Here is a 22,325-nt window from a genome sequence, read left to right as displayed (position 1 = left end):
ATTAGTATATCAGATATTTGCACAAACTTCAAGCCTTTTAACAAATAATTTTCATTTACAAGAAATTATTTCTTGTTCTTGATATACTCGTCGATAGCGGCAGCAGCCTTTTTGCCTGCGCCCATAGCGAGGATAACAGTAGCAGCGCCTGTAACAGCGTCACCGCCTGCGTAAACACCTTCCTTAGTTGTTGACTCGTTCTCGTCAACGATAAGGCAGCCGTGATCGTTTGTTTCAAGACCAGGAGTTGTACTTCTGATAAGTGGGTTAGGTGATGTACCGATAGACATGATAGCTGTATCAACGTCAAGAATGAAGTTTGAACCCTCGATAGGGATAGGACGTCTTCTGCCGCTTGCGTCAGGCTCGCCCAGCTCCATTTTGATGCACTCCATGCCGTTTACATGACCGTTCTCGTCGCCAACTATCTTAACAGGGTTGTTAAGAACGAGGAACTCGATGCCCTCTTCCTGAGCGTGATGAACTTCTTCCTTTCTTGCAGGAAGCTCGTCCATTGAACGTCTGTATACGATATAAACGTGCTCAGCGCCAAGTCTCATTGCAGAACGAGCAGCGTCCATAGCAACGTTACCACCACCTACTACAGCTACGTTCTTAGACTTCATGATAGGAGTCTCATAATCGTCCTTGTATGCCTTCATAAGGTTGATTCTTGTAAGGTACTCGTTAGCAGAGTAAACGCCTACAAGACCTTCGCCCTCGATACCCATGAATCTTGGAAGACCTGCGCCTGAGCCTACGAATACAGCCTCATAGCCCATGCCCATAAGCTCGTCGATAGAAAGAACTCTGCCGATAACCATGTTTGTCATGATATGTACGCCCATGTTTGTCAGATTGTCTATCTCGTGCTGAACGATAGCCTTTGGAAGTCTGAACTCAGGGATACCATACATAAGAACGCCGCCTGCTGTATGGAATGCCTCATAGATAGTTACGTCATAACCAAGCTTAGCAAGGTCGCCTGCAACTGTAAGGCTTGAAGGGCCGCCGCCTACAACAGCTACCTTGTGACCGTTTGGTTCAGCCTTTTCAACTGCAACTGCCTTGTCCATCATATAGTCTGCACAGAATCTCTCAAGTCTGCCTATACCAACAGGCTCACCCTTGATACCTCTTACACACTTGCCCTCGCACTGATGCTCCTGTGGACATACACGTCCGCAAACAGCCGGCAGAGCGTTTGTTGTTTTGATGATAGCATAAGCTTCTTCAAACTTGCCCTCTGCTACCTTTGCGATAAACTCAGGGATCCTAACGCTTACAGGACATCCTGTCATACAAGGCTTGTGCTTGCAGTTAAGACATCTCTGAGCTTCTTCTATAGCCTGCTCAGGGGTGTAACCCAAAGTAACTTCCTTGAAGTTTCTAGCTCTTACCTTTGGCTCCTGCTCTGCGATAGGAGTCTTTGTCAAACTCATATTAGCCATTATCTTACACCTCCAGTAAGTCTGCACAAGTGAGCCTTTTCCTGCTCCTTATAAGTTGAGTTTCTTCTCATAAGCTCGTCGAAATCTACCTTCTGACCGTCAAAGTCAGGACCGTCAACGCAAGCATACTTGATCTTGCCGTCAACAGTTACACGACATCCGCCGCACATTCCTGTGCCGTCGATCATGATAGGGTTGAGTGAAACGAGTGTCTTGATGTCATAAGGCTTTGTTACCTTGCAAACGAACTTCATCATTGGAACTGGTCCGATAGCGATAACTTCGTCAAACTTAGCACCGCCGTCAATAAGCTCCTGAAGCTTGTTTGTAACAAATCCGTGATAGCCGTATGAACCGTCGTCTGTACAGATATGAAGATGTGAAGAAGCCTTGCCCATTTCGTCCTCGAGGATAACGATATCCTTGCTTCTGAAGCCTGCGATAAGATCAACTTCAACGCCCATGTTATGGAGTTTCTTAGCCTGTGGATAAGCGATAGCACAACCAACGCCGCCACCTACTACTGCAACTCTCTTGATACCCTCGTCATACTCTGTAGCAACGCCGAGAGGACCAACAACGTCATGGATATAGTCGCCCTCATTAAGTCTTGCAAGCTCAGTTGTAGATGCACCTACTACCTGGAAAATAATTGTGATCGTGCCCTTTTCTCTGTCATAGTCAGCGATAGTGAGCGGAACACGCTCGCCCTTCTCATCAACTCTGTAGATGATGAACTGACCAGCCTCAGCCTTAGCGGCAATGTAAGGTGCGTCGATCTCCATAAGAACAACAGCGTCGTTGAGCTGCTTTCTTGTTACGATTTTGTACACTAAAATCCCTCCCTGAATAATTAGCAAAATAATATTGTTTTAGGCAAATAATACAAAAACATTTTCTATTATCGCCTTACAGCATATAACATTATACTATATTTAAAAAGAAATTTCAATAGTTTTTTGTTTACTTCCATAAATTTTATAATAATATATCACAATTTGTTTACATTTAACATACCATAATTTATATATCGCATATCATTTTACAGATGTATCAAGTTTATCAAAAGCAATTTCGATAAACTCCTGCTCCTGAACACCTCTATCACTGCCACCAAACAAGCTTGCATAGCCGTAGACCGCCGCTCCTGCGTAGTTATAACTAACTACAGCGTCATTTATCTGCCTGCCGATAATGCCGATATTTTCAGAAAATTCACTCTCGCTGTCTATCTTATATACTCCCAGACCTGCCACCAGCGTAACATCAGTTGTGCAGATATCAGCCCACTGCTGTAGGGTATCCTTATAAGGCTTGACAGAATTTTCATAACCAAAGTATATCTGCGGACAGATATAGTCTATATACCCCTCCTCACTACACCACTTTTTCACATCAGCGTACATATACTCATAGTTATTTTCCATATTTCCCTGAGGTGAAACTCCCACGAGGATATCCTTATCCACTGCTTTTACCGCACTGTATATCTCACCCACCATAAGTGAGATATTGTTCAGCCGCCATTTTGCTAGATCGTCAAACTCCGTCTGAGCCGCAAAGCACTGTGCGTCAAAGTCCTCAGCCGTTGTGGGATAAAAATAATCGTCAAAGTGCAAGCCGTCAATATCATAATTTTCTGCAAGCTCCGCCGCACCCTCTGCGATAAGCTGTCTTACCTCATCATAAGCAGGATCAAGCCACAAATGGCTGTCGCCCTCAACACTTTCAAGATAGCCGTTGTCCTCGTCATACCACTTTTTCAGAAGAAAGCTATCGTCATAATTCTGAAAACAGTCCTCATTCTCACACCTGAGAGGGTTTATCCATGCGTGAAAAGAAAGCCCCTTGTCATGTGCGGTCTGTATCATTATATCAAGCGGGTCGAAGCCGCCCTGCTCACCTGCCATGCCTGTTATATATCTTGATGCAGGATAAAGTTCCGAATCATATATAGCGTCCCCGAAAGGTCTGACGTGAACATACAGCGTATTACAACCTATGCTCAAAGCATTGTCGCACGCCTGCGAAAAATTCACACGAAACTCCTCGGCACTTTTCCCGGTGAGCATATCAGCAAGGTCAATATAGGATATCCATATAGCTTTCTGCACAGTATAATTAAGCTTGTGTGACGTTTCCACATCAGTGTAGTTTTTCTCTCCGCACACAGGTATCACCGATGCTTTTTCCATAGTCACAAGCCTGTCCCTCTGGGAATTTACCTCACCTTCGCAGGAGCAAAGGGTCAAAAAACAAATAAGTAAAGTAAGAATTTTTTTCAAGAATATCAGTCCTCCGAATCAGTATCATTGAATTATACTATTCTTATTGGACAAATATTCAATCAGTATTCAAAAGAAAAAAAGAACGGACAGAAAAACCGTCCGTTCTTTGATAAACATATTTGCAGACTATGGAAGAAGTCTGTTGATATCTCTTGGGAACAGTGATGTTTCCCTGATGTTGTTCTTGTTAAGAAGCTTCATGAGAAGTCTTTCAAGACCGATACCAAGTCCACCGTGAGGTGGCAGACCATACTTGTGAGCCTCAAGATAGTTCTTGAAGTCAGCAGGGTCAAGTCCCTGAGCCTTCATCTTCTCTACCTGCTCGTTATAATCGTGTATTCTCTGACCGCCCGAAGTAATTTCAAGTCCTCTGAACAACAAATCAAACTTGTATGCTTCTCTTGGGTCTTCTCTGGAGTTCATTGCATAGAACGGAGGCTTTGAAGATGGGAAGTGTGTAACAAAGATAAAGTCTGAATCGTACTTTTCCTTTGCATACTTGCCGAGGTTTACCTCGTCCTCTGGGTCAAGATCGAACTTCTTGCCGCTGCCCTCGCCGCCTCTCAGCAGTTCGATAGCGTCAGCAAACTTAATAGACGGAACTTCCTTTATCTCAGGAACGTCAGCGTCAAGTATCTTCAACTCGTTCTGATAGTTCTCCTTGATATACTCGAAAATGGACTTGAGCATTGCTATTTCCATTTTCATAACGTCATACATACTGTCGATATAGCCCATTTCAAAATCAAGACCGATATACTCGTTGATATGACGTGAAGTAGCGTGCTTTTCAGCTCTGTATACAGGTGCTATCTCGTAAACTCTGTCAAAGAACGCCACAGCCATTTGCTTATAGAACTGCGGTGACTGGTTAAGGAACGCAGACTTGCCGAAATAGTCAAGACGGAAGATGTTAGCGCCGCCCTCTGCACCTTGTGCAACAATCTTTGGCGAGTGTATCTCAGTGAAGTTGTTTGCCTGCATGAACTTGTGCATACCCTGAACAAGACCCTCCTGGAGCTTGAATATAGCTCTCTCATAAGGGTTTCTCAGTGAAGCCGCACGGTTGTCAAGATTTACTTCTATTGTGCAGTTAAGTCTGCCCTGTGATATCTTCAAAGGAAGCTCAGCGGCGTTTGTGGAGATAAGCTTGATAGAATTAAGCTCTATTTCAAGACCATTGAAATCCTTAGGGTTTTCCTTAACGATACCCTTTACATTTACAAAGAAGCCTTCTCTCAGACCCTCGATAGAATCCTTGCAGTTGTCGGCAGAGTAAACTGTCTGTATAACATCTCTTGAGGTTCTTACAACGATAAATGCAATGCTTCCCATGTTCTTTATTCTATGAACACAGCCTGAAAACTCAACTTCCTTGCCCATGTTAGCCTTAGCGTCAGCAAGCATAAACTCTTTCTTAACATCAGCCGTATCTATCATAAGCATTTTGCCGTCATTTTCAGGAACATACTTATCAGCGTTCTCATACTTTGTGAGCTTTGAAGTGTCGATAACGTTGTCCTTTACGTCCTCTTTCTTCTCTGCGTCAGAAGCAGCGCTTGCAGCGGCAGCTTTCAGCTTGCTTTCAAGAATTTCCTTGATTATCTTAGGTGTTGCAACGCCCTTGAGAGCCTTTGTACACTGACCCATGATAAAGCCGAATACCTTTGTTTCACCGTTCTTATACTGCTCTACCTGTGCGGCATTTGCGGCGAGTATCTCGTCAACGCCTGCCTCAACCTTTGCAGTATCCACAGTGATTATCATACCCTTGCTCTTTGCAATGTCCATAGGCTTGCCGCCCTCTTCTACCATTGCTCTGAACACGGTCTTAGCGTCGTTCTTTGATACCTTCTCTGTATCAGCCATTTCAACAAGCTCTGCAAACTCCTCAGGTGTGAAGCTGATATTGTTTATATCTATCTCGCCCAGATTTACTCTTCTCATAAACTCGCCGAGAATGAACACAGCCACGCTCTTAGGATTGTTATATCTCTTAAGTGCATTCTCAAAGAAATCTGAGATTATCTTTGTTTGGATAAGCGTTTTTGCGTCTATCTCAGAAATACCGTATTCCTCAGTGTATCTCTTGAATCTGCTGCTTGGCATTTCAGGGAGCTTAGCCTTTATCTCATCAAGCTGAGCGTCCGTAAGGTTTACCTGAAGAATATCAGGCTCTGGGAAATAACGATAATCGTTAGCGTTTTCCTTTGTACGCATTGAAGTTGTTTTATCTCTGTTTGCGTTGTAACGTCTTGTTTCCTGAACGACCTTTTTGCCAGCTTCAAGAAGAAGCGCCTGTCTTTTTTCCTCATACTTTATAGCTCTGCCAACAGACTTGATAGAGTTGATGTTCTTTATCTCCGCACGAGTACCGAACTCAGTTGCGTCAGGACGCATAAGAGAGATATTAACGTCACATCTCAGTGAGCCCTGCTCCATTTTACAGTCGCAAACACCTGCATACTGCAAAAGCAGAGATATCTGCTCAACGAAAGCCATAGCTTCTTCTGCTGACGCTATATCAGGCTCTGTAACTATCTCGATAAGCGGGATACCGCATCTGTTATAGTCAGCCATTGAGATTCCGTTGAAAGCGTCATGAACGAGCTTACCGGCGTCTTCCTCAAGGTGGATATGGTTTATTCTGATGTTCTTCTTCTGACCATTCACCTCGATAGGCACATATCCAGGACCTACGATAGGTCTGTAAAGCTGTGATATCTGATATGCCTTTGGCAGGTCAGGATAGAAGTAGTTCTTTCTGTCGAATACTGAAAACTTGTTGATACCGCAGTTGAGCGCATATCCTGCCTTTACAGCATACTCTACAGCCTGCTGATTGATGATAGGCAGAGTACCAGGCATACCTGTACATACAGGGCAGCATCTTGTATTTGGCGCACCTCCGAACTCAGCGGAGCAGTTACAAAAGATCTTAGTTTTGGTAAGCAGCTCGGCGTGGATCTCAAGGCCGATGACCGTTCTCCATTTTTCCATTTGTCTTACCTCCCTTAAAGCTTTGGCGCAACAGGCTTGAAGCCCTTTTCGTATGCGTCGGCAGTCTTGATGATAGTTGCCTCGTCGAACTTTCTGCCTATAACAGACATACCGATAGGCATACCCTTGCTGTCATAGCCGCAAGGAGTTGATATTGCAGGCAGACCTGCAATATTTACTGTAACTGTGCATATATCAGCCTGATACATCTGAACAGGGTCGGAAGTCATCTCAGGGCTGTATGCAACAGCAGGAGTTGTCGGCGTAAGAATAACGTCGCACTTCTCGAATATATCGTTGTATTCTTTTCTGATAAGCTGTCTGAGAGCCATTGCTTTTCTGTAGTAAGCGTCATAATATCCGCTTGACAGACAGTAGTTTCCAAGAAGTATTCTTCTCTTTACTTCCTCGCCGAAGCCCTCTGAACGTGACTTGATTATAAGCTCCTCATAGCTGTCGGCTGTGAGCGTTCTGTGGCCATACTTGATACCGTCATATCTTGACAGGTTTGAAGCCGCCTCAGCGCAGGCAAGAAGATAATAACAAGGAACAGCATACTTAAGCGACGGCATAGAACACTCGATAAGCTCAGCGCCCATTGCCTTATATTCCTCAGCAGCCTTTAAAACGGCAGTCTTTACCTCATCATTGATGCCCTCTGCATAGAACTCCTTAGGGAGTGCTATCTTCATGCCCTTCATTGACTCGCCTATCTTTGCAGTGAAGTCAGGCACTTCAAGCTTTGAGCTTGTGCCGTCATGGAAGTCATAACCACATATCTCGTTAAGGAGTATAGCACAGTCATGAGCGTCAAGACCGATAGAGCCTATCTGGTCAAGAGATGAAGCGAAAGCCACAAGACCAAATCTTGAAACTCTGCTGTATGTTGGCTTGATACCTGTTACGCCGCAGAAAGCAGCAGGCTGTCTGATAGATCCGCCTGTATCAGTACCAAGAGCAACAGGTGCAAGTCCCGCAGCGACAGCCGCAGCAGATCCGCCTGATGAGCCGCCAGGTACACGGTCAAGATCATAAGGATTCTTTGTCTTTGCAAAAGCGGAGGTCTGTGTAGAGCCTCCCATTGCGAACTCGTCCATGGAAGTCTTGCCGAGCATTACGATATTCTCAGCGTCGAGCTTTTCCATAACAGTCGCATTATAAGGTGGAACAAAGTTTTCGAGCATTTTTGATGCGCAGGTGGTCTTTACGCCCTCTGTACAAATATTGTCCTTTACTGCCACAGGTATTCCTGTGAGAGCCTTTGCTTCGCCCTTATCGATAACGCCCTGAGCCTTTTCAGCCTGCTCCAGAGCCTTTTCCTCAGTAACAGTGATAAAGCTCTTTACCTTATCGTCATATTTCTTTATTCTCTCAAAATATGTCTGTGCAAGCTCTTTAGCGGAAATTTCCTTACTGTCAAGAGCCTTACGCATATCACGGATTTTCATTGAAGAAACGTCCAAATTTCACACTACCTTCCTGTTAAATTTACTCTACGACCTTAGGCACTACAAAGCAGTTGTTTGTATTCACTGCATTTGAAAGGACCTTTGAAGTAGGCATAGATTCGATGACCTCGTCTTTTCTCAGATCGTTGAGGTAAACATCATGATTGTCCTTGAGATCGTCATAGGTAATGTCGATTTCCTTTACGGTATCCATAAGATCAATAATATCAGTCATCTGCTCGGCTGTGGCTGCAAGCTCTTTATCGGAATATTCCAGCTTGCTAAGCTCTGCCAGATACTTGACCATGTTCAAATCCATATATAATCCCTGACCTTTCTTAATATTAAGGCAACGCCTTAGGTGCAAAAATACACCAATTCAATTTAATATTATACTACATCTCATACTATTTTGCAAGCAAAAATCACATAAATTCCGATTTTTTTAATATTTGCTCACCAAACGCCCTGAAAACAGCAAGACCCACAGAGAAATTCCCTGTGGATCTAAGCGTCATTACTTATTATTCTTTGTATATTTATCGAAAATATCAGTGAAATCAAATGTTGCGAAATAGTCAGCAGGAGTTTCGGCACGTCTTATCATATCGAATGAGCCGTCCTCGTGGAGAAGTATCTCTGCTGAACGGAGCTTTCCGTTGTAGTTATAACCCATTGAGAAACCGTGTGCGCCTGTATCGTGGATAACGATTATATCGCCAGTGTCTATCTCAGGCAACATTCTGTCGATCGCAAACTTATCGTTGTTCTCGCAAAGACCGCCAGTTACGTCATACTTGTGGTCGCACGGAGCGTTCTCCTTGCCAAGAACTGTAATGTGATGATATGAACCGTACATAGCAGGACGCATAAGGTTGCAGGCACAAGCATCAAGTCCAACATACTCCTTATAAGTATGCTTATGATGTGTGCAGGTAGCAACGAGATGACCGAATGGAGCGAGCATATATCTGCCAAGTTCTGTGAAGATAGCAACGTCACCAAGACCAGCAGGAACCATTATATCCTCAAATGCCTTGCGAACGCCCTCGCCGATAGCGAAGATATCGTTCTGTGGCTTGTCAGGCTCATATGCTATACCAACACCGCCTGAAAGGTTTACGAACTTGATGTCTGCACCCGTCTTTTCATGAAGCTCAACAGCAAGCTCGAAAAGTATTCTTGCAAGCTTTGGATAATAAGCGTTTGAAACAGTGTTTGAAGCAAGGAAAGCGTGAAGTCCGAAATGCTTTGCGCCTTTCTGCTGAAGTACCTTGAAGCCCTCAAAAAGCTGCTCTCTTGTGAAGCCGTACTTAGCCTCACCAGGGTTGTCCATTATCTGAGTTTCTATCTCGAAATGTCCGCCCGGATTGAAACGGCAACAGATAGTTTCAGGAATACCGCAAAGGTCGTCAAGATAATCTATGTGTGTGAAATCGTCAAGGTTGATATAAGCGCCAAGCTCTCTTGCCTTGAGAAAATCCGCCTTTGGAGTTACGTTTGAAGAAAACATGATGTCGCTTCCGCTGAATCCGCAGCAGTCGCTCATCATAAGCTCAGTAAGAGAAGAACAGTCAACGCCGCAGCCCTCTTCCTTGAGTATTTTCAAAATGAATGGGTTAGGAGTAGCCTTTACAGCGAAATACTCTTTGAAGCCTTTGTTCCAGCTAAATGCCTTGTAAAGATCTCTGGCTCTCTGTCTGATACCCTTTTCGTCGTAGATATGAAAAGGTGTAGGATACTGCTTGATTATCTCCTCAGCCTTTTCCTTGGTTATAAATGGTGTTTTCATTATATATCAATCCTTCTGCTAAAATATATTTTACATACATTAATAAAAATACATATTCATCATACCATTTTAATACGGATTAGTCAAGTGAAATATCTGATTTTAAGAAATAAAATACACTTTATTGTCATTTTTCAATACAGCCACACCACTGTCACACCCATTTTAGTAAAAAAAGCACAAAGCACACAGCCGTAAAAGCCGTGTGCTTTGCATATAAAAGCCTGCTTTATGAAGCCTGATCGAACTGGCTGTTATAAAGCTCGGCATAAAATCCACCCTTTGCCATAAGGGTTTCATGGTTTCCGCTTTCGATAACGTCGCCGTCACGCATAACAAGTATCAGGTCTGCGTTTTTGATAGTCGAAAGTCTGTGTGCGATAACAAAGCTCGTTCTGCCCTTTGTAAGCTTATCCATTGCCCTTTGGATAAGAAGCTCCGTTCTCGTATCGACAGAAGATGTTGCTTCATCAAGTATGAGCATAGGCGCATTCTGGAGCATTGCTCTTGCGATAGTGAGAAGCTGTTTCTGTCCTGCGGATATTGCCACGCTTTCAGAAAGCACTGTATCAAAGCCCTCAGGGAGCGTATGAACGAACTTATCCAGACCGCAGGCTTTGCACACTCTTTCAAGGGACTCGTCGCTTATGCCTTCCATGTTGTAAACAAGGTTTTCTCTCACAGTGCCCTCAAAAAGCCATGTGTCCTGCAAAACCATGCTGAACATATTGTGCACCGTTTCACGGCTGAGCTGTGATATAGGCGTGCCGTCTATGGAGATACTTCCACTATTTATCTCGAAAAATCTCATAAGCAGATTTACCATTGTGGTCTTACCTGCACCGGTAGGTCCGACGATAGCCACCTTCTGACCTGCCTTTACCTCTGCGGAGAAGTTCTTTATTATCACCTTGTCAGGAGTATCAGGATAGCTGAAACGAACATTTTCAAAGCTTACATTGCCCTTTACCTCAGGGACTTCACTGCTCTTGTCGCTCTCGTCTGAAAGTTCCTCGCTTTCGATAAAGTCAAATATTCTCTGAGCCGAGGCGGAAGCTGTCTGCATATTTGTCATGCCCTGAGCTATCTGACCAAGAGGAGATGTGAAAAGTCTTACATAAAGTATAAATGAGATTATAACGCCGAACTTTATAGTGCCGTTAAGTGCAAGCACTGAGCCGAACACGCATACTGCAACGTATGCAATATTTCCGATAACGTTCATAAGCGGCTGCATCATGCCTGAAAGAAACTGTGACTTCCAGTTTGCGTTGTATACCGCCTCGTTAAGTCCACCAAAATGTTCCTTTACATTATCTGCTCCACGGGATATCCTTACTACCTCGTGACCTGAATACATCTCCTCAACATAGCCGTTGAGCTTACCAAGGCTTTCCTGTCTGTCGAGGAAGAACTTCTGTGATTTTGACATTATGAAAACTATCAGGAAAAGTCCCAAGAATGTGATGAACAGTGAGATGAGTGCAAGTCGCCATTCTGTAACGAACATCATTATAAGACAGCCCACAAACTGTGCCGCTGCACTGATTATGGTCGGAAGACTGTTTGTAAGACCCTGTTGTAACGTTGATACATCATTTGTGATACGGCTGAGTATATCGCCCTGTGAATGTGAGTTGAAATACTTCTGAGGAACGCAGTTTATCTTCCTTGAAAGGTCGCTTCTCATTCTGTATGACATTTTCAGCGTGACAGTTGCCATTATATACTGCTGAATAAAGGTAAAAAGCGAGCTTGAAATATATATCGCTCCAAGGAATATTCCTACCCTTGCCACCGCTTTAAGGTCAATGCCTGTCATAAGTCCGTCTGCTATAAGGTCGGTTATCTCGCCCACCTTGTCAGGCCCTATGATAGTCAGCACCGCACCAAGCGCCGCAAGAACCAATGCCACGGCAACGATACCTACACTGCCTTTCATATACTCTATTATTTTTTTCATAGCGGACGCCATTTCGCCCTTACTAGACTTTTCGTATTTTCTCATTGTGCAGTCCCCCTTTCTATGCAAGCTCTGCCGCACTTAGCTGTGAAAGTGCTATCTCTTTGTATACGTCGCAGTTTTTCATAAGCTCCTCATGAGTTCCCATGCCCACGGCTTCGCCACGGTCAAGGACTATTATCTTGTCTGCATGACGGATAGTGCTTATTCTCTGCGCAACGATTATCTTTGTTGTATCCCCAAGCTTCTCGTTAAGACCCTCTCTGAGCTTTGCGTCTGTCTTGTAATCAAGGGCTGAGAAAGAATCATCAAATACAAGTATCTCAGGCTTTCTTGAAAGCGCTCTCGAAATAGACAAACGCTGCTTCTGTCCGCCTGAAACGTTTCTGCCCATTTGAGATATCATATGCTCTGTGCCGTCAGGAAGCTTATCCACAAACTCCTCCGCCTGAGAAAGCTCGATAGCGTTTTTTAGCTCCTCGTCACTTTCAGGAGCGGCACTCTCGCCGAAAAATACGTTTTCTCTTATACTGCCTGCAAAAAGCACAGCCTTTTGCGTGACATATCCAAGCTTGTCATAAAGGGTGTCGAACTTATAGTTTTTTACGTTTACGCCGTCCACAAGGACTTCGCCCTCTGTTGCGTCATAAAATCTTGGTATAAGGCTTATAAGCGTTGTCTTGCCGCTTCCTGTTGCACCGATTATGGCAAGGGTCTGACCCTTTTCTATCTTGAAACTTATGTTGCTCAGCTCGTCCTCAGAGGCATGAGGATATCTGAAAGAAACGTTTTTAAATTCCACAGTACCCTGCTCTCTTCCCTCGCTGACGCTGCCCTCTTTTATGTTCACGTCACGCTCAAGCACTTCGTTGATACGCTCTGCTGATACCTGAGCCGCAGGGAGCATCATGAATATCATAACGAGCATCATAAATGACATTACAACGTATGTGGCATATGTGCTGAAAACAACAACGTTGCTGAAAAACGTTATCCTGTCCTGAACAGCCGTCAGGGCTATCTGCTGGATAAGTACTGCACCAAGCCAGTAGATAGCAAGGGTCAGACCATTCATTCCGATATTCATAACTGGCATCATAAGTGCGAACATTCTCTGGTTTTTAAGCTGTGTGTTCATCATATCCTTGCTTGGAACATCGAACTTGTCGTTCTGATATTTCTCAGCATTGAAAGCATGGACAACGTTTATGCCTGTGAGATTTTCTCTTGCCACACGGTTTATTTTATCAGTTAGCTTCTGAACGATACGGAATCTCGGTATGCAGGTCGCCATAACTGCAAGAACGAATACGCATATCACCACAACGAACGCCGCAGTCACCGCTGAAAGCTCCCAGCTCTTGCCAAGTATCTTTATAACAGCCCACACTGCCATGATAGGAGATTTTATTATCATCTGAAGTCCCATTGACACTATCATCTGTATCTGTGTGATGTCGTTTGTTGTCCTTGTTATAAGGCTCGGTATGGAAAAGTCCTGCATCTCCTCGCTGCCCATATCCATAACATGGTTGAACAGCTTTTCTCTTATTGTGTAGCTGAATCCTGAGGCAGTCTTTGCGGAAAGATAGCCGCAGACGATAGCAAGAGCGGCACTTGCAAGGGTACAGCCAAGCATTTTAAGTCCGACGTTCAGGATATCGGAAGTTTCACTGCCTGCCGTGTTGAGCATCATGGTCAGGTCAGTCATATAGTCAGGCAGCGTCAGGTCAAAATACACCTGTCCCAGCACCAGAAGTGCACAGAGAACAGCCATAAGCACCTCACGCTTGCCCATCTTTTTAAGCAGTTTTATCATATTTGTTACCTCCTTCTACATACATTCTTTAAGAATGCTGTCTATATTGTTGCTAACGATATGCAGGCATTTTTTGAAATGTGCCATGTCATCGTCCGAAAAGCCAGCGATAAGCTTGTGTGCGAACTTTTTCTGCAGCTCTCTGCCCTCTTTTATAACAGGCTGGGCCTTTTCTGTGCAGACCAGACGGCATTTTCTTCTGTCGCCCTTTACCGCCTGCCTTTCAACAAAGCCTGCTTCCACAAGCTTTTCTACATGGAAAGACACAAGCGCCGCCTTGATATTCCTATATCTACACACATCACCCGCTGTGTTGAACTCAGGATTGTTCGCAAGGAACATGAGCACGTCAAGCGCCGTCTTTGGCATATCGAGCTTTTTACAAAGGGGCTGCATGACTTTTTCATATGCTTCTGCAAGCTTCTTTGAATGATCAAACATATGCGTTGCTGTTGTCATATTATCGTTCATTGTCAAACCTCCAATATTAGATATTTCAAATTTGAACAATCTAATATTAACGCTTTTTCAAAAGCTATTCAATGAACATTTTGTAAATTCAGCTTCTTATAATGTCATTTTTGTAACAATGCAACAAAAATCAAATATATGGACTATAATATTTGTACAGCAATAAAACCGCCCTCTCCGCTATTGCAATAAAGGGAGAAATGTGTTATAATAACGATGTATGGGCAGAGTATTCGCTCTGCTTCACCTTTTAAGAAAGGAAAGTGGTGCAAAATGGATATTGTAAAAGGCGATATTCTTGTAATGAAGAAAAGTCACCCCTGCGGCAGTAACAGAATGATAGTTCTGCGCTCAGGCATGGATTTCAAGCTGCGCTGCGAGGGCTGCGGACGAGAGTTCATGATAGTACGCAGCAAAGCCGAAAAGAACGTAAAAACTATTATCAGAGAGGCTGAGTCATAGCTATTCTCGCAATTTATGATATATAACAAATGTATGATATGAAATAAAAATGACAGGAGAATATAACTATGTTTGAAAAACTCAAAGCACTCGAAGATAAATTCAATGAAATAAACGAAAAGCTCATGCAGCCTGAAACTGTAAACAACACTTCACTGTATACGAGCCTTATGAAAGAATACAAGACACTTACGCCGATAGTTGAAAAGTTCGGCGAATACAAAAAGGCAAAGGCTGCCAATGACGAAGCCATCGAGCTTCTTGACGCAGGCGGAATGGATAAGGACTTCAAGGAAATGGTGCAGATGCAGCTTGAGGAGTCCAAGGAAGATATGGCTAAGCTTGAAGAAGAGCTTAAGCTTCTCCTGCTGCCGAAAGACCCTAACGATGAGCGTAACGTTATCATAGAGATAAGAGGCGGAGCAGGCGGTGAGGAAGCTGCACTGTTTGCAGGCTCTCTTTATAGAATGTATTCAATGTATGCCGCTTCAAAGGGCTGGACCATAGAAGTCATGAACGCCAACGAAACAGAGCTTGGTGGCTATAAGGAAATAACTTTCAGCGTGTCAGGCGAGGGAGCATATTCAAGACTGAAATACGAAAGCGGAGTACACAGAGTTCAGCGTGTACCTGAAACTGAGTCACAGGGCAGAGTTCACACGTCTACTGTTACAGTTGCCGTGCTTCCAGAGGCTGACGAAGTGGAGCTTGACCTTAACGAAGAAAAAGATCTGAAAATAGACGTGTTCCGTTCATCAGGAGCAGGCGGACAGCACATCAACAAGACATCTTCCGCTATCAGAATAACTCACCTGCCTACAGGTATGGTAGTTGAGTGTCAGGACGAGCGTTCACAATTCAAGAACAAGGAAAAGGCTCTGAAAGTTCTCCGTTCAAGACTTCTTGATCAGAAAGTTCAGGCACAGAACAAGGAGATCGCAGACAACAGACGTTCACAGGTGGGAACAGGTGACCGTTCCGAAAGAATAAGAACTTACAACTATCCTGAGGGAAGAATTTCCGACCACAGAATCGGTCTTACTATCTACAGACTTGAACAGGTGCTTAACGGCGCACTTGATGAAATAATCGACGCACTTGCAACAGCCGATCAGGCTGCCAAGCTTGCAAGTCAGGAAGAAGAATAAAAATGTTTGACACAAAAATACTTGGCACTGACGAGGACAGCATAGCATATGCCGCAAAGCTGCTCTCACAGGGTGAAGTCGTTGGTATGCCGACGGAAACTGTATATGGTCTTGCGGCGAACGCTTTTGATGAAGCGGCTGTAAGAAAAATATTCGCAGCAAAGGGCAGACCTGCCGACAATCCTCTAATAGTGCATATATCTGACATTTCTCAGCTTGAGGGGCTTGTGGATAGGATACCGCCCCTTGCTGTAAAGTGCGCAGAAAAATTTTGGGCAGGACCTCTCACCATGATAATGCCAAAATCTGAAAAAATACCAATGGTAACGAGCGGAGGACTTGACACAGTGGGCATAAGAATGCCGTCACATAAGGTGGCAAGAGCGCTTATCTCAGCCTGCGGCTTCCCTATCGCCGCACCGTCGGCAAACCTTTCAGGAAGCCCGTCGCCTACAACAGCACAGCACGTCCTTAACGATATGCACGGCAGGATACCTGCCATAATAGACGGTGGAGCTTGCGGAGTGGGCGTTGAATCAACTGTTATAAGCTTTGAAGGCGAGGACGGAATAAGACTTCTCAGACCGGGATTTATCTCAGCCGAGGATCTTATGGAGATCACCCCGAACGTTCTTATCGACAAGGGCGTTTTGGAAAAGCTGGGTGAGAATGTAAAAGTCCGCTCCCCTGGTATGAAATACAAGCACTATGCCCCAAAGGCTGATGTGACTATCATTGACAGCAGTCTTGAGGCTTTCAGAGAATATGTGAAAACTCACGCTGACAATGACACCACTCTTATGGTGTTCACTGACAGCGATTGCGAGGGGCTTGATATACCCCACATCTGCTATGGCGCAAATGACGAGGAACAAGCCAAAGAGCTTTTTGACGTTCTCAGAGAACTTGACATTATAGGTGCAAAGAAAGTCTATGCACGCTGTCCTAACAAAGACGGCGTGGGGCTTGCAGTGTATAACCGACTTTTAAGAGCCGCAGGCTTTCAGGTGGTGAAACTGTGAAAAAAACAGTAGTAGGGCTTACAGGTCAAAGCGGTGCAGGCAAGACAACTATATCGGACGCTTTCAGAGAAAATGGCTTTGAGATAATAAATTGCGATATAGTCGCAAGAGAAGTCACACAGGCAGGGAACGAATGCTGTAAAGAGCTTGCAAAGCTTTTCCCAAACTGCTTTGACGAGAACTATTCTCTTGACAGACAGAAGCTCGGGGAGATAGTTTTTTCAGATAAGAATAAGCTTCAAATGCTCAATGATACCATATACCCTTTTATAAACAAGCTTATTGACGAAAAGATAAACGCCGCACCAAGCAGGTTCATACTTCTTGACGCACCGACCCTTTTTGAAGCAGGTGCGGATAAGCTTTGCAGTGTTATCGTAAGCGTTGTGGCAGACTTTGGCATAAGGCTTGAAAGGATAACCAAAAGAGACGGCATTTCGGCGGAGCTTGCAAAAAAGCGTTTTTCTTCTCAGCATACTATGGAGTTTTTCAAGGCTCACAGCGATTTCGTCATTGAAAACAACGGCTCTGTGAATGACACATTCCAAAAGACCTGTGAGGTCATAGAAACAATAAAGGAAAGATATAATGGCGGCTAATGGAAAAAACAGCAGGCGTAAAAAGAAAAGGCACATAAAAAAAGGTCCCGTACTCATAGCAGTCATACTTCTGCTGTGCGGTATAGGCTGGCTCACATATCTTTATCACGAGCAGATAATCAACAAGGCAAAGGATATTCCGAACTCTTTTTCATATCCTACAGATTATGAGGAGTATGTAATAAGATACAGCACCAAGTACAAGTGCGACCCTGTGCTTGTGTTCTCTGTAATAAAAGTGGAAAGCGGCTTTAATAAGGACGCTGTTTCATCAGTTGGTGCTAGAGGTCTTATGCAGCTTATGGAGGACGCATACGATTGGATAAAATATCGCCTTGACGATCAGCGTGACAACACCTATGATGATATGTTCGACCCTGAACTTAATATCCAATATGGCACATATTATCTCAGCTATCTTATGGAAAAGTATGACGGCTCTGTAGAGCTGACAGCGGCGGCATATCACTGCGGAATGAATCTTGTTGACAATTGGATAGAAAACGGCACTGTTGACCCTGACAATTTCAAAGTCAGCGACATACCTGACGAAAATGACCAGACTTCAAACTATGTGCGAAAGATACGCAAAGCCTATGACAATTATAAGGATATACTCAGCAGTCATGGGGATATTACAGAAAACAGTTAAGAAAAACCATGCGCAGGGGCGAACAGTGTCCGCCCATTGTAACGCAGTTTCAATAAGAATACATTAAAAGGAGGACTTTACAATGGATAACAAGAAGAAAGAAAAGTCCGAGGGCGAAAAGCTTGCAGAAAAGCTTCTTTCGGATAAGAAAAACGGTGGACTTCGCCTTAGCGAAGAAAAACTCAAAAAGGCAGACAAGTTCTGCGAGGGCTATAAAAGCTTTCTGAACACTGCAAAGACAGAGCGTGAGGCTGTTATCGAGGCAGTGGCTCAGGCTGAAAAAGCAGGCTTCAAGCCTTATGAAAAGGGCAAGAAGTATGACGCCGGCGACAAGTTCTATTTTGTAAATAGAGGAAAGGCCATCATACTTACAGTTATGGGCAAGGACGGTCTTGAAAAAGGTATCAGACTTGCTGCCGCTCATATCGACTCACCACGTCTTGACCTTAAGCAGAACCCACTTTACGAGGACAAGGAGCTTTGCCTGTTCAAGACACACTATTACGGCGGCATTAAAAAATATCAGTGGACAACTGTTCCAATGTCACTTCATGGCGTTGTTATAAAGGCTGACGGCGAAAGCGTTACAGTAAATATCGGCGAGGACAAAGACGACCCTGTTTTCTGCGTAACTGATATCCTGCCACACCTTGCAGACGCTCAGATGAAAAGACCTGCTCCACAGCTCATCAAGGGCGAGGAGCTTAATCTGCTCATAGGCTCCAGACCATTCAGAGATGACACTGTTTCAAACAAGGTAAAACTCAACATAATGGCTATCCTTAACGAGAAATATGGCATCGTAGAGGACGATTTCGTTTCCGCAGAGCTTGAAGCTGTTCCAGCATTCAAGGCACAGGACGTTGGCTTTGACAGAAGCATGGTAGGCTCTTATGGTCAGGATGACAGAGTTTGTGCATACACAGCTTTGCAGGCTATCCTCAAATGCAAAGACCCTAAAAAGACCTGCATGACCATACTCACAGACAAGGAAGAAACAGGAAGCGACGGCAACACAGGACTTAACAGCTCATATCTGCCATACTTCATTGCTGACCTTGCAAAGGTATACGGACTTGAGGGCAGAAACGTTATTTCTGCTTCCGAGTGCCTTTCAGCCGACGTAAATGCGGCATATGACCCAACATTCTCAGAGCCGTTCGAGATAAGAAACTCATCACAGATAAACTACGGCGTTGTTGCCACAAAGTTCACAGGCGCAAGAGGCAAGTCAGGCACTTCCGATGCTTCTGCTGAGTTTGTGGGCAGAGTAAGAAAGCTCTTTGACGAACACAACATCGTTTGGCAGACAGGCGAGCTTGGCAAGGTCGACGGCGGCGGTGGAGGAACTGTCGCACAGTATATCGCAAACCTTGACATGAACGTTATCGACGTTGGCGTACCAGTACTTTCAATGCACGCACCATTTGAGATAACCTCAAAGATAGACACTTATATGGCATATAAGGCTTTCTCAGTTTTCTTTGCTGACTAATTTGATATCAAATAAGCATATCTGCTTTCCCATTTCGGGAAGGCGGATCTTTTTTTGTCCCCATTGCGACAATTTTTCCATCCAAGCAGTGCTATCATAATATCAAAGGGAGGAACGCCATGAAAATTTACATAGATATACTCCTTGTGACAAACGCCATTATGACGCTTATAATGCTGGAAGCGGCAGGCAGGATATGTCACAAGGTCATAAGTCCGCTGCGGCTGTTGACAGCTTGCTCGGTGGGAGGACTTTCGTCGCTTGTTATGGCTATAGACAGCAGAGGATATTTCACTGCAGTTCTTATTGTGGTGATAAAGCTTGTCAGTGCGGTATTCACAGTGCTTATAGCCTTTGGGTGTAAAGACCCTTGGCAACTACTTCGATACTTTATCATATACTGTGCAGTGGACGCAGTTTTCACGGGTATAGTGGTGACCCTTTGGCAGATGTCAGGGAGCAAGGTGATTTTTTTCAGAAACCTCACTGTGTATTTTGACATCTCTCTATTTAAGCTTGCCCTTGCCTGCGGTATAGCATATGGTCTGCTCTGTCTTTATGAGAACATCACACGCAGGTGTTTCAACAGGGTCGCAAAATACGAAGCCATATACGAAAATGGTGGCTGTATAGTGAAAGTCCCTGCCATATGCGACAGTGGGAACAGGCTTTGCGACAGCTTCACCGGCACGCCAGTGGTGGTTTTCTGCTGTGACAGGCTTTTCTATCACTACGACCTTGACCGTGACGAGCCTGACCCTCTAAGCGGTTTCAGGCTTATCCCCTGCTCTACTGTCAGCGGCGAGGGAATTATCCACATAACCGCCGCAGGGAGCGTAAAGATAATCGACGATAAAGACCGTGTACACAACGTCAGGTGTTATGTGGGCATAAAGCCCTCGCTGAACGGAAAGTCACGGGCTATATTCAACCCCGCATTGCTGGGATAATACAGGAGGAATACAAATGACCACACTTAAAACACTTGCTCTAGGGCTGAACAGATTTTTGAGCCGTTTGTTTTCAGACGACCCCGAAACTATAGATTACCTAAACGGTGCAGATTCGTTACCGCCGCCTCTAAACAAAGAGGAAGAGAAAAAAGCCTTTGAGCTTCTTGAAACAGACCCGAAAAAAGCCCGAGAACTGCTTATCGTGCATAATCTCAGGCTTGTGGTATATATAGCAAAGAAGTTTGAGTCAACAGGCACAGGCATAGAGGATCTTATCTCAATAGGCTCTATAGGGCTGATCAAGGCGGTGAACACCTTCTGTCCTGATAAAAACATCAAGCTCGCGACCTATGCTTCACGGTGCATAGAAAACGAGATACTTATGTTTCTTAGGAAATCAAATCAGTATAAAAATGAAATATCCATAGACGAACCGCTGAACGTTGACTGGGACGGCAACGAACTGCTTTTATCCGATATTCTAGGCACCGATGACGACACCGTGAACAAGGGCATAGAAAGCGAAGTTGAGAAACAGCTTCTTCTGGAGGAGATCGAAAAGCTCTGCCCTCGTGAAAAGCAGATTATGAAAATGCGATTTGGGCTTTCAGGCAAAAAAGAAATGACCCAGAAGCAGGTCGCTGATGAAGTCGGTATATCCCAATCCTACATATCAAGACTTGAAAAGCGGATAATAAAATCCATACGACGAAATTTAGAAAAAATATGCTGATTAAAAAACTGGCGAACACGCAAAATGTTCACCAGTTTTTATGTTATATGGGATAATTTTGTTTTCACAGCAGTGTAATTCTTCTCAGAAATAGGGATCACCTTGCCATATGTAAGCTCTATTCTGTAACGGCTTATGCGGCTTACATATTCAGGATTTACAAGATAATTTTCATGACAGCGCACAAACATATCCCTATATCGTCTTTCAAACACCTTAAGGCTCTGCACTGATTCAAATGAGCCGTCAATGGTATATATGACGCAGTGACTGCCACTGCTTTCCACATAAGCTATCCATGACCTATCCAGAAAAACAAGCGACCTGTCTACGCCATTTACTATCACTCTCTTTGTACGCCTTTCACCTGAACAGACATTTTTCTTGTATATTTCTTCATAATGTACAGGATATATCCTGTCACGTTCATCATATTTAATGGCATTGGAAATGTGACAAAGCTTTATTTTTTCCTCGCCGTTCTCGCTCACCCATGTAAACTGCATCCTTTGATCTGCTCTCCCAACACTGCTGTCAGGCCAAATCGTATCCAAAATGAAAAACATTATGACCTCGCAGGAACATTCCGTAAGACCTATGGAAAACACCTTTAGGTCGCTGAGCACAAATTCAAGCTTGTGTTCTTCTTGCGAAAAAGCATCAACAAGCTCCTTTCTGGTGCGTATCACATGCTTCTCAGCAGGACCTATCCACAGAATGTCTTCATGACAGGCATTAAGAAAGCTGTCTATCTCGTTACTGTAGTACTTAGTGAGAATATCGGCTGAACGTGTTTCAAGAACTCTATATTCCATGAAATCAAATCCTCCGTTTGCTGAATTTATTAGTACATTTTTTATTGTTTCTTTTATTATACGACATTTTTATTATTTTGTCAATAATACTGACACAATTTCATTTTCGCAAAATTTCGACAGATAAACTATGTATAAATTCTTCAGAAGTTTTATTGTAATTTTAAAGCATATGTGATATACTTAGACCATACGATAAATGAAAGGAGAAGAT

19 protein-coding genes are annotated in these 22,325 nt (G+C 44.0%); 8 read left to right on the top strand and 11 right to left on the bottom strand.

Translation table 11 applies throughout. The annotated features are described in order from the left end of the window. Nucleotides 1-65 precede the first annotated feature (65 nt). From gltA to RBI_RS05455, 10 genes are all read right to left on the bottom strand, one after another. Nucleotides 66-1,451, bottom strand: a complete 1,386-nt coding sequence (gene gltA, locus RBI_RS05505) for an NADPH-dependent glutamate synthase (RefSeq protein ID WP_038671613.1) — start codon at nucleotides 1,449-1,451, stop codon at nucleotides 66-68. Then, entirely contained in the window at nucleotides 1,451-2,284 is an 834-nt protein-coding gene (locus tag RBI_RS05500) for a sulfide/dihydroorotate dehydrogenase-like FAD/NAD-binding protein (RefSeq protein WP_038671612.1), read from the bottom strand. The genes gltA and RBI_RS05500 overlap by 1 nt, the downstream gene beginning before the upstream one ends. 204 nt (nucleotides 2,285-2,488) lie before the next feature. Then, on the bottom strand, nucleotides 2,489-3,646 hold the full coding sequence (locus RBI_RS05495; protein WP_148303577.1) for a glycoside hydrolase family 10 protein: 1,158 nt from the start codon (nucleotides 3,644-3,646) through the stop codon (nucleotides 2,489-2,491). A gap of 219 nt (nucleotides 3,647-3,865) precedes the next feature. Beyond that, entirely contained in the window at nucleotides 3,866-6,739 is a 2,874-nt protein-coding gene (gene gatB / locus RBI_RS15570) for an Asp-tRNA(Asn)/Glu-tRNA(Gln) amidotransferase subunit GatB (RefSeq protein WP_158455108.1), read from the bottom strand. 14 nt (nucleotides 6,740-6,753) lie between these two features. Then, nucleotides 6,754-8,202: an Asp-tRNA(Asn)/Glu-tRNA(Gln) amidotransferase subunit GatA gene (gene gatA / locus RBI_RS05480; protein ID WP_038671609.1), complete on the bottom strand. Its 1,449-nt coding sequence runs from the start codon at nucleotides 8,200-8,202 to the stop codon at nucleotides 6,754-6,756. A 25-nt stretch (nucleotides 8,203-8,227) separates the two neighbouring features. Continuing rightward, nucleotides 8,228-8,506 carry an Asp-tRNA(Asn)/Glu-tRNA(Gln) amidotransferase subunit GatC gene (gene gatC / locus RBI_RS05475; RefSeq protein ID WP_038671608.1) on the bottom strand — a complete coding sequence of 93 codons (279 nt, stop codon included), beginning with the start codon at nucleotides 8,504-8,506 and terminating at the stop codon, nucleotides 8,228-8,230. 198 nt (nucleotides 8,507-8,704) lie between these two features. After that, nucleotides 8,705-9,979: a diaminopimelate decarboxylase gene (locus RBI_RS05470; RefSeq protein ID WP_038671606.1), complete on the bottom strand. Its 1,275-nt coding sequence runs from the start codon at nucleotides 9,977-9,979 to the stop codon at nucleotides 8,705-8,707. A gap of 229 nt (nucleotides 9,980-10,208) precedes the next feature. Then, nucleotides 10,209-11,987: an ABC transporter ATP-binding protein gene (locus tag RBI_RS05465; RefSeq protein ID WP_038671604.1), complete on the bottom strand. Its 1,779-nt coding sequence runs from the start codon at nucleotides 11,985-11,987 to the stop codon at nucleotides 10,209-10,211. A gap of 16 nt (nucleotides 11,988-12,003) precedes the next feature. Next, entirely contained in the window at nucleotides 12,004-13,761 is a 1,758-nt protein-coding gene (locus RBI_RS05460) for an ABC transporter ATP-binding protein (RefSeq protein ID WP_038671602.1), read from the bottom strand. 15 nt (nucleotides 13,762-13,776) lie between these two features. Continuing rightward, entirely contained in the window at nucleotides 13,777-14,232 is a 456-nt protein-coding gene (locus RBI_RS05455) for a MarR family winged helix-turn-helix transcriptional regulator (protein WP_051706497.1), read from the bottom strand. A 273-nt stretch (nucleotides 14,233-14,505) separates the two neighbouring features. Here RBI_RS05455 and RBI_RS05450 point away from each other — a divergent pair, with 273 nt between their 5' ends. From RBI_RS05450 to sigE, 8 genes are all read left to right on the top strand, one after another. Continuing rightward, complete coding sequence (locus tag RBI_RS05450; RefSeq protein ID WP_022287283.1) at nucleotides 14,506-14,694, top strand: DUF951 domain-containing protein; 189 nt, start codon at nucleotides 14,506-14,508, stop codon at nucleotides 14,692-14,694. A gap of 68 nt (nucleotides 14,695-14,762) precedes the next feature. Beyond that, nucleotides 14,763-15,842, top strand: a complete 1,080-nt coding sequence (prfA, locus tag RBI_RS05445; RefSeq protein WP_022287284.1) for a peptide chain release factor 1 — start codon at nucleotides 14,763-14,765, stop codon at nucleotides 15,840-15,842. Nucleotides 15,843-15,844: 2 nt separating this feature from the next. Continuing rightward, nucleotides 15,845-16,864, top strand: a complete 1,020-nt coding sequence (locus tag RBI_RS05440) for an L-threonylcarbamoyladenylate synthase (protein WP_038671600.1) — start codon at nucleotides 15,845-15,847, stop codon at nucleotides 16,862-16,864. After that, nucleotides 16,861-17,463, top strand: coding sequence for a dephospho-CoA kinase (coaE, locus tag RBI_RS05435; RefSeq protein ID WP_038671598.1), 603 nt, complete (start codon nucleotides 16,861-16,863; stop codon nucleotides 17,461-17,463). The genes RBI_RS05440 and coaE overlap by 4 nt, the downstream gene beginning before the upstream one ends. After that, entirely contained in the window at nucleotides 17,453-18,115 is a 663-nt protein-coding gene (locus tag RBI_RS05430) for a lytic transglycosylase domain-containing protein (RefSeq protein WP_051706495.1), read from the top strand. The genes coaE and RBI_RS05430 overlap by 11 nt, the downstream gene beginning before the upstream one ends. Before the next feature lie 82 nt (nucleotides 18,116-18,197). Continuing rightward, complete coding sequence (locus RBI_RS05425; RefSeq protein ID WP_038671596.1) at nucleotides 18,198-19,610, top strand: aminopeptidase; 1,413 nt, start codon at nucleotides 18,198-18,200, stop codon at nucleotides 19,608-19,610. 119 nt (nucleotides 19,611-19,729) lie between these two features. After that, a complete protein-coding gene (locus tag RBI_RS05420; protein WP_038671594.1) occupies nucleotides 19,730-20,560 on the top strand; it encodes a sigma-E processing peptidase SpoIIGA in 831 nt (276 codons plus the stop codon). A gap of 16 nt (nucleotides 20,561-20,576) precedes the next feature. Next, nucleotides 20,577-21,296 (top strand): RNA polymerase sporulation sigma factor SigE, encoded by a 720-nt coding sequence (sigE, locus tag RBI_RS05415; RefSeq protein ID WP_051706493.1) that lies wholly within the window; start codon nucleotides 20,577-20,579, stop codon nucleotides 21,294-21,296. Nucleotides 21,297-21,334: 38 nt separating this feature from the next. Here sigE and RBI_RS05410 read toward each other — a convergent pair whose 3' ends face one another. Further along, nucleotides 21,335-22,111 (bottom strand): LytR/AlgR family response regulator transcription factor, encoded by a 777-nt coding sequence (locus RBI_RS05410; protein ID WP_038671589.1) that lies wholly within the window; start codon nucleotides 22,109-22,111, stop codon nucleotides 21,335-21,337. Nucleotides 22,112-22,325: the final 214 nt, after the last annotated feature.

The organism is Ruminococcus bicirculans (ex Wegman et al. 2014) (genome assembly GCF_000723465.1).
Lineage (GTDB): Bacteria > Bacillota > Clostridia > Oscillospirales > Ruminococcaceae > Hominimerdicola > Hominimerdicola aceti.
The sequence above is the reverse complement of the archived record's forward strand: the minus strand, read 5'-3'. Positions and strand labels throughout refer to the sequence as shown.